Origin of the sequence: Streptomyces sp., assembly GCF_035644915.1 — a bacterium.
In the GTDB taxonomy this organism is placed as follows: Bacteria; Actinomycetota; Actinomycetes; order Streptomycetales; family Streptomycetaceae; genus Streptomyces.
The window spans coordinates 1-8,040 of record NZ_DASQNP010000046.1 but is presented as its reverse complement, the minus strand read 5'-3'; the positions used below and the strand labels follow the sequence as shown (position 1 = coordinate 8,040).

The 8,040-nt window shown below is 71.3% G+C and carries 7 protein-coding genes and 1 pseudogene; 2 read left to right on the top strand and 6 right to left on the bottom strand.

All coding sequences use genetic code 11. From position 1 onward, the window contains the following. The 6 genes and pseudogenes from VE546_RS05130 to VE546_RS05105 form a co-directional block, all read right to left on the bottom strand. A partial coding sequence (locus tag VE546_RS05130; protein WP_324918981.1) for an eCIS core domain-containing protein occupies positions 1 to 540 on the bottom strand: 540 nt, incomplete at its 3' end. 419 nt (positions 541 to 959) lie between these two features. Continuing rightward, positions 960 to 1,136, bottom strand: a pseudogene (locus VE546_RS05125) (aldo/keto reductase); the annotation flags it as partial. Between the two features lie 33 nt (positions 1,137 to 1,169). After that, complete coding sequence (locus tag VE546_RS05120; protein WP_324918977.1) at positions 1,170 to 2,273, bottom strand: acyltransferase; 1,104 nt, start codon at positions 2,271 to 2,273, stop codon at positions 1,170 to 1,172. A gap of 412 nt (positions 2,274 to 2,685) precedes the next feature. Then, positions 2,686 to 4,431, bottom strand: a complete 1,746-nt coding sequence (locus tag VE546_RS05115) for a cellulase family glycosylhydrolase (RefSeq protein WP_324918974.1) — start codon at positions 4,429 to 4,431, stop codon at positions 2,686 to 2,688. A gap of 652 nt (positions 4,432 to 5,083) precedes the next feature. After that, complete coding sequence (locus VE546_RS05110; RefSeq protein ID WP_324918971.1) at positions 5,084 to 5,416, bottom strand: nuclear transport factor 2 family protein; 333 nt, start codon at positions 5,414 to 5,416, stop codon at positions 5,084 to 5,086. Then, on the bottom strand, positions 5,413 to 5,772 hold the full coding sequence (locus VE546_RS05105) for a hypothetical protein (RefSeq protein ID WP_324918967.1): 360 nt from the start codon (positions 5,770 to 5,772) through the stop codon (positions 5,413 to 5,415). Before VE546_RS05105 ends, VE546_RS05110 begins: the two co-directional genes overlap by 4 nt. A gap of 239 nt (positions 5,773 to 6,011) precedes the next feature. Here VE546_RS05105 and VE546_RS05100 point away from each other — a divergent pair, with 239 nt between their 5' ends. Together VE546_RS05100 and VE546_RS05095 are read left to right on the top strand one after the other, a co-directional pair. Next, positions 6,012 to 7,019, top strand: coding sequence for an AraC family transcriptional regulator (locus tag VE546_RS05100; protein WP_324918964.1), 1,008 nt, complete (start codon positions 6,012 to 6,014; stop codon positions 7,017 to 7,019). Positions 7,020 to 7,241: 222 nt separating this feature from the next. Next, the gene (locus VE546_RS05095) at positions 7,242 to 8,039 is read left to right on the top strand and encodes a hypothetical protein (protein WP_324918961.1); all 798 of its coding nucleotides are present in this window, start codon (positions 7,242 to 7,244) and stop codon (positions 8,037 to 8,039) included. Position 8,040 lies beyond the last annotated feature (1 nt).

Genomic DNA, 8,040 nt, shown 5'->3' with positions numbered 1-8,040 from the left:
GACCGCACTGCCCCCGACGCGCTGCGTACTCGCGTCAATGGCCTGCTGAACCGTCCCTTCCCGGAGTCCGGCAGCAGCCTCCGCGGCCGGCGCCCGGGAGGCGTCCGCCTCCGCCTCGCGCTCGAAGCGGTCCGAGAAGCGGCCCGAGGGGTCGGAGACCTTGATACCGGCTGCGTTGTCGGTTCCGGCGACGGGTCCCCGGCGTTGCTGGATCGCATGCGTCGACGCGTGGGCCGGAGTGTGCTCGTCGCCACCGCCACCGCCGACAACGGCATGGTCGCCGCTGGTGTGGGCGCGGGCGCCGACTTCGGCGGCGGAGGCACCGGCCGCGCTGTCGTCGTGGCCGCGGACGCCGGTGAAGTCCAGGGCGGGCCGGGCCTCCATGTCGGTGTGGATTGCCTCGTCCAAGGACCGGCTGGTGCGCGGGATGTCGTGGACGGTGGAGCGCTGAACGGCAGGCCGGTCGGTCCGGTGCCCACAGCCGGCGGTGTGTTGGTGCTGGTCGGGCTGAACCCAGGGGTGGCCGGCCCGGCGGAGCATCTGGACGACCGCAGCGTCGCCGACCGTGGTCTGCAGGCCGAGCAGTCCGGGCAGCCGTGTGGGCGGGGCGGTGACAGGCGTACGGGCGGAGGCACGGGCGCCGCCCGCCTCGGTGGCTCTGGCGTTCCCGTGATCGTGCAAGAAAGTATCCCCTCGGCGCGGGACCGTCAGCTCCTTCCTGTATACGCGGCCGGGAGAAGCCGCGCCAGGTACGGGCGGGCAGCACGGGCTGACCGGACGGGCAACGCGCGGCGCGCCGGGTCGGTCCGTGTGCGGGTCGGTGGGTCCTCGCGCCGTGGGTCGCTTGCCTCCTGTCCTGCCCGCGGCCGCCGCCGTTCTCACCGCCTTGACCCTTCCGGCCGGAGAGGACAACCGCGAAGTCCGGGAAGAGGAGGTGGAGCGGCGAGCCGTTCCCCGCCCTTCCCGATGCCCGCCTCGTTGTAGTAGGCCGCGGCGGTGGCGATCTTGCGGTATCCGGCGGCGAGCGCGGTGGCGACGACGTCGGCCGCGTCCTCGTCCGGCACCTGCCAGACGCCGAAACCCAGCCGGGGCATCTCGATGCCGTTGTTGAGTACGACGGAGGGAACCCTGCTCATGGCGGCTCGATTCCCAACGTGTCGAGGAAGGGCTCACGGGGCGACGGGCTCCTCGCTCGCCCTGACGGGAGTGACCGGCGGCATGCTCCCGGCCTTCGGCGGCCGGCGTGACCCCCAGCGGCGGGACAGCGGCTGTTCGAGGTAGGTGTGCATCACCCATGCGAGGACGAGCGAGACGGCGAAGAGCAGGGCCGCCGAGCCCAGGCGCTGACCGGGCGAGGCCGGGCCGCCGTCGTCGATCAGCCGGTACATGAACTGAAGCACCAGCAGGTGCACCGTGTAGAACGCGAAGGTCATGTCCCCGGGCTTCACCATCACCGGGCCCCGCACCAGCGAGCGGGAGCCCCGGATGTCGGAGCCGGCCGCCGCGACCACCAGCAGGACGACCGGGATGATCAGGACCGCCGTGATCGAGTACAGGAACGGCACCTGGAGGGCCATCGGGTAGGCGATCGCCAGCGCGGCGATGACATGCCGGAACCGAACCCTCATGAACCGGCCTTCCAGCACGGCTCTCGCCAGCAGGATGCCGAGGACGAACTCCAGCAGTCGGGTCAGCGGGAAGAGGTGGACCACCCAGTACTGGTGGAACGTCGCGTCGAACGGCGGGAACGTGGGCTGCGACGGCAGCAGCGTGGAGGCCGCCAGCGGCAGCAGGATGACCGCGAGGGTCGTCCCGGCCGTCCACGCCCACAGCCGCCGGACGGGGATCCGCCGCAGGACGCGGATCAGCAGCGGGAAGCTCAGGTAGAAGAAGGCCTCGCACGACAGTGACCAGGAGACCTCGTTGACGCTGGTGTTGATGTCGAAGGCCGGCGACCAGGAGTGCACGAGCAGCAGGTTGGGCACCGCCTGCCAGATGCCGACCTGTCCACCGGTCCAGGTGATCAGCATCAGTGCCGCGAACCAGGTGACCGCGTGCAGGGGGTAGATCTTCGCGGCCCGGCGGCGCCAGAACGCGGTGGCGGTGTCGCCCGGCCGGGCGGACCACGTCATGACGAACCCGCTGAGCACGAAGAAGAACGACAACGCCGAGCGGCCGACGATCAGCGCGACGCTGGCCTCGGTACCGGTCCAGTCACCGTCGAACGAGAGGGTGACGTAGGCATGTGCGGTGAAGACCGCGATGGCGCACACGAAGCGGAGGCCGCCAGGGAGGGCAGCCGCGCCGCTGTAGGAGGCTGGGATATGTCCGAGGCCACTACGTCTCCTCACAGAGAGATCGTCAGAACCGCGGGCAAACGTAGCAACGGGACGACCGGATGTATGCCAACTGTGGTTGGCAACGACCGGTGGGGCGTTCCGGGCAGCGGTGGGGACGCCTCGCCCCGGCCACCGCCCGCCGGCCGCCGCACGGCGCTGATCACGTGGCCGGCTCCTGGGCGCCCTCGCCGGACCGGCGTCGGCGGGCGTCTCGCTGCACCCGGCCGCGCCGAACGGCGAGTCGGGCGCCCTGTCCGTCCTGGCGGGACGCCCGGTCGGCGCGGCCGGCGGGCGGAGCACGGTGGTTCCGCGGTGGCTCCGTCCCGCCGGCCGTCGGGGGTGCCGGTCAGGCTGTGGTGCCGGTGACCGACGTCCCCGACTTGGTGACGTAGTAGGTCACCGTCGCCCCGCTCCAGTAGTGGAACGTGAGGGTCACGCGGGAGCCGTCCCTGACCTCGGCGAAGAAGTCGGGCGTCAGCTTGGTGACGTTGGCGGTGTAGTCGGGAGCGAACGCGCGGTCGAACTCCTTGTAGGACGTCCAGTCGTGGGGGCCGGCATTGCTGCCGTCGGCGTACCGGGCCTCCATCGTGGCGAGGCGGTCACCGCGGAAGTCGGTGGGGATGGTGAAGGAACTCGTCGTCCCGGTGGCGTCACGCAGCACCGGCACGTCGTGGGTGATCAGGTTGATCCGCCACGGGACGCCCGCCGAGAACCGCGCGTGCAGTACCGCGTTGGTTCCGTAGGCCCGCGATCCGCTCAACCGGGTGAGCGCGGAGGCGGTGAGCGTGAGCCGGTCGCCCTGCACGGTGTAGTCCCTGCCGCGCACCAGGTCGGTGGTGCCGTGGCGCAGTCCGGTGAACGAGGTGCCGTTGAGGTTCAGCGTGAGCGTCTTGTCGGTGATGGCCGCCGCACGGGCGCTGAACACCTGGTCGGACGATGCCGTGCCGGAGCGGGTCGTCCAACTGGATTTGATCTGCGCGAACAGTTCGGGGTCGTTCCACCGGAAGCCGGTGCGCTGGAAGTGCTGGCCGTTGTCCCACAGCATGGTCGTGATCTTCCTGGCGCGGGCGTGGTACCCGAGCGCTTCGAAGAACTTCAGTTTCTCGCCCTGCTGGATGGTGCCGGTGTGGCGGTCGAAGCCCAGCAGGCCGTACTCGCCGAGGATCACCGGGATGCCCCGGGCCACGAAGGTGTTGTGGACACGGTCGAAGGCGTCGGTCAGGTCCTTCTGGGCGGTGGCGTCGAAACGTGTTCCGCCCGCGACGTTCACGCTGAACGGCCAGTAGCCGTAGTAGTGCACCGTCGCGGCGAGGTTGGGGTCGCCGAGACCACCGAGGGTGGCGGCCAGTTCGTCCACCCGTGCCTGGTCGGCCGATGTGTGCAGGGTCGGCAGGACCAGCAGGCGGGTTGCGTTGTTGCCGCCCGACTCGCGCACGATGCGGTGGAACGAGGTGTTGAGCTCGTGCAGCAGCGCCGCGTTCTGGGCATCGCCGGAACTGCCGGTGAACTGCGGTTCGTTGACGCTTTCGAACACCAGCCTGGGCGAGGAGTTCCGGAACGTGGCGGCCAGTTGGCTCCAGATGGCGTTGTAACGGGCGAGCACACCGGTGCGGTCGGCCGGCATGTTCGCGATCCACTGCCAGGAGTCGTGGTGAATGTTGATCATGACGTGGAAGCCGTCCGCCAGCGCCCAGTCGACCACCTCCCTGACACGGTTCAGATACGCCGCGTCGATGGTGTAGCCCGGCGCCGGGCCCTGGTGCTGGCCCCAGGTCACGGGGATGCGGATGCTGTTGAATCCCTGGGCCCTGACGTTGTCGAGCAGCGCCTCCGTGATGCGCGGGTTACCCCACGAGGTCTCGTCGCTGCCGGTGGCGTCGAGGGAATTGCCCAGATTCCATCCGGGCTGCATCGCGGCGACCTGTGCCATTGCGCCGCTTGCGGTCGGCCTGCCGCGCGCTGTCGTGTCGGCCGTCGCCTCGGCGCTGCCGGCGATCACCGCACTCAGCGCGGCGAGCAGCATGACGATGCCGCTCGCCAGCAGACCGACCAGCCGACGGGGCGTCCCCGTGTTGTCGCGTAAACCGGACATGGCACTCCTCGTGATCACGCACTGCTGCGGAGATTGAGGAACCGAGCGCGTCTGCGGTCGGCCGTAGCAGCGTGTTCGAGCGCTGCTTCGCCGTGATGCTGACAGCGGTGCACCGGTGATGCAAGGTCTTCGGCATGAGCCCGACGAAATTCGTCGCCCCTCAATACGGACTTGTGGGGCGTAAACAAGACGTTCGACTGCATCGGTTCAGCGTCTTAAGGACTGTCGAATGGAATTCGAAAGCCGGGGCGTTGGAATCGATTTCCGCCGGCGCCGTCCGGCAATTGGCCGGCGACGAACCGGAAGCGGATCATCGGCCCGTCCTCCCCGCACGCCACCTGGCCGCCCGGCGCAGGACGTCGCGTTCCCTTCCGGCTCGCGGACCCGCTTGCGCAACGCGGTGGTCTCCGCGCTCCTCGCCGGTTCCACGGCGGCTCCGGGGTGCGCGGTCTCGTCCGCGGTCCCCACCCATGGCCGCGGCGTCTCGTGACCCACCCCGGCTCGGCCGCGACCTGCGCGACCGGACGGCCCGACGGGAGCCCTGGCCACCGGTGGAGCGCCGAGCGGGCCGGACCACCGGTGGCAGGCGATCACGTTGCGCGGAGACACCGGGAAGCCGGGCGCCGGTCCGCCGCGGTGCGCTTCCGTTCACTCAGGGCCGGATGCGCAGGACCTTCACGTGGTCCTCGTCGAACTCCTCGAAGTGGAACCTCAGACCGGCGAAGGGGCTGCCGGGGAAATCCCCCGTGATCGTGCAGGTCACGACCAGCCCTTCGCCGGCCGGTTCGATGTCGGTGATCGTGTACTCGACGAGGGGGACCTCGGTGCGCCAGGCTCGAATGGCGTCGATGCCCGTGTACTCCTTTCCCTCGTCCTCGACGAGGGCGTCGTCGGCGAACAGGGCGAAGTACTCCTCGGTGTCCGGTGAAGGGGCGAGTTCGAAGTAACGCCGGATGATCCGGGGAGCGGTGGCGGCGGTCGTCATGCTTGTTCTCCTGATCGTTTCGGTGGGTCATACGGTGGGTTTGCCGCCGCCGTCGACGACGGCTCGGCACCCACGATCGCCGAGGCGTGGTCGGAGACGTCGACGCCCCTCACCGGTCGCCGGACGTCGTCGGTCTGCTCCGGGAGCGGCAGGTGCTGCCGACCGTCCGCGCCGACGGTGCGGACGAGGACGCCGACGCCGCCGAGGCGGTCGTGGACATGCCGGGTGACCGCCTCGACGCCCGCGGGCGTGCCGGCACCGGCCCGGACGAACAGCTCGGTCGCGCGCCCGGACGGCGGGGCGGTGCGGGTGCTGTGGGCCACCGTCGTGCCGGCGCGGGTGAGCCGATCGGCCATCGCCTTTCCCGTCCCACGGGTGCCTCCGGGGCCTCCGGTGACCAGGGCGCGCCGGCCGCCGAGTTCGCCGGGGCGCTTCGGTCGGCGGTGACGGCCGGCATCGGTTTCCTCCCGTGCTGGTCGGACCGGACAGTTCCGTGTTGCAGCCTATGAAGATCGTGGTGGACGACCTATGACCGTAAGAGTCGGAAACTTGTCCGTTCGTCTTCACGCTTGGGAGTTCTCTGTACGATCGGGTCGTGGACGTGGTCAGCGACGCGGTCGCCAGCATCCGTACCGGGCGGCCGCACGCGGCGCGCACCCGCCGGACGGCGCCGTGGGGACTGCGGTTCCCGGCCGCCCGCGGGACCGGCTTCCACGTCGTCCTGCAGGGCCGGTGCCGGCTGCTGTTCGCGGGCTGCGACCCGGTGCCGCTGGGCGCCGGAGACGTCGTGCTCGTTCCGCACGGCCATGAGATCGCCCTCGCCGACTCGCCCGACAGCAAGCTCGTCGACGTCGCGCCCGACATGGACGACTCCTGGGTGCCGGCGCCCGACACCGCCGGTTCCGCCGACGAGCTCACCGTCCTGATGTGCGGCTCGTACCAGCTCGACCGGGCCGGCGCCCACCCGCTGCTCGCCGAACTCCCCGCCTTCGTCCACCTCCCGCAGCGGGTGGGCGGGCGCACGGCGCTCGACGCCGTCGTCGACCTGCTCGGGGCCGAGCTCGACCGGCGCAGGCCCGGCACCGACGCGGCGATTCCCGCGCTGCTCGACGCCATGCTGCTCTACATCCTGCGTACCTGGTACCAGGACCACGCCCCGCGCAGCGCCGGCGGCTGGGCCGCGGCGCTCAACGACCCGGCCGTCGGTTCCGCGCTCCAGCACATGCACGCCGAGCCCGCGACGGCCTGGACCGTCGAGCGGCTGAGCCGGCGGGCCGGTCTGTCCCGGGCCGCGTTCTCCCGGCGCTTCACCGAACTCGTCGGGCGCCCGCCGATGGCGTACCTGACCTGGTGGCGGATGACCACGGCCGCACGGATCCTCCGCGGCGACGACGCGCCGCTCCAGGCTGTGGCCGAGCGGGTGGGGTACAGCTCCGAGTTCGCCTTCAACCGCGCCTTCAAGCGCGAGTTCGGCGTCAGCCCCGGCACCTACCGGCGGCAGGGCGCCGGCCGGCAAGATCCTGCCCGGAGGGATCACCGGGCGCCCCGTCCGGGAGCCGGGTACGACCGGTCCCCGGCAGTGCCGAACCCCGTCGACCCGTAGGGCGGGCTCTGCCGGACGGCGACGGGGCGGCCGGGGCCGGCCGGATCGGTCGCCGACGGTCGTGTTCAGCGGCTCCGGCCGGAGGCGGCGGCGCGGTACCGGCCGGACGGCATGCCCACCGCGGCGCGGAAGACGCGGCTGAGGCCGTCGGACCGGATGAACCCCCACCGCGCTTTCCAGGGGTCACCGGCGGTGTCAGACCCGCATGCAACACTGCGGTTCATGTCGCTTGCCGATCTCACCCTCGATCAGTGGCGGTCCTTCGATGCGGCGACCGCACGCCGTGTCGCCCGGGAAGCCGCCGGCCTGGTGGAGGGCCGTGTCACCGACGTCGAGACCGTGGAGCATCTCGGCGCCCCGCTGCACCGCGTCCGGATCGAGCGGGGCGGGCGGGAGTTCGCCCTGATCCCCGGAGGCCGGGTGTCCCTCGGCTTCGACCTCGACGCCTGGCGGCCGACGCCCGAGCAGACCGCCGACTACGCCGAGAGCCTGGAGCAGGGTTTCGGCTACGGCCCTGATCTGCGGGCCCACCTCGCGCAGGTGCTCAGCCCCCGCCGGAGCGTGGTCCTGGCGGCGGTGCTCATGGCCGTGGAGGACGAGAACCTGACCGAACCGCCTGCCGACACACCGGCCGCCCTTGCGGCCCAGGGCCTGCGAATGCCGAGCGCCGACGAGTGGGAGCACGCCTGTGGAGCCGGAGCGGACACCCTTTTCCGCTGGGGCGGCGACTGCCCTCTCGACCGCCTCCCCTACGGGGACCGCACCGGCCCGCAGAACCAGCCGAACGCCTTTGGCCTGCGCATCGCCTACGACACCTACAGCGCGGAGCTGACGAGCGACGCCACCGCCGTCCACGGCGGCGACGGCGGCGAGTCGGTGTGCGGCGGTTACGGCCACCTGCTGGCATGGCTGCCCCTGGCCACCGCCAACCGCAACCCCTCCATGGCCGAGTTCGTCCACGGCCCGGACGGGGAGGACCTCTACGAGGACTTCTCCACCCGGCCCGTGCTCCCACTCTGAC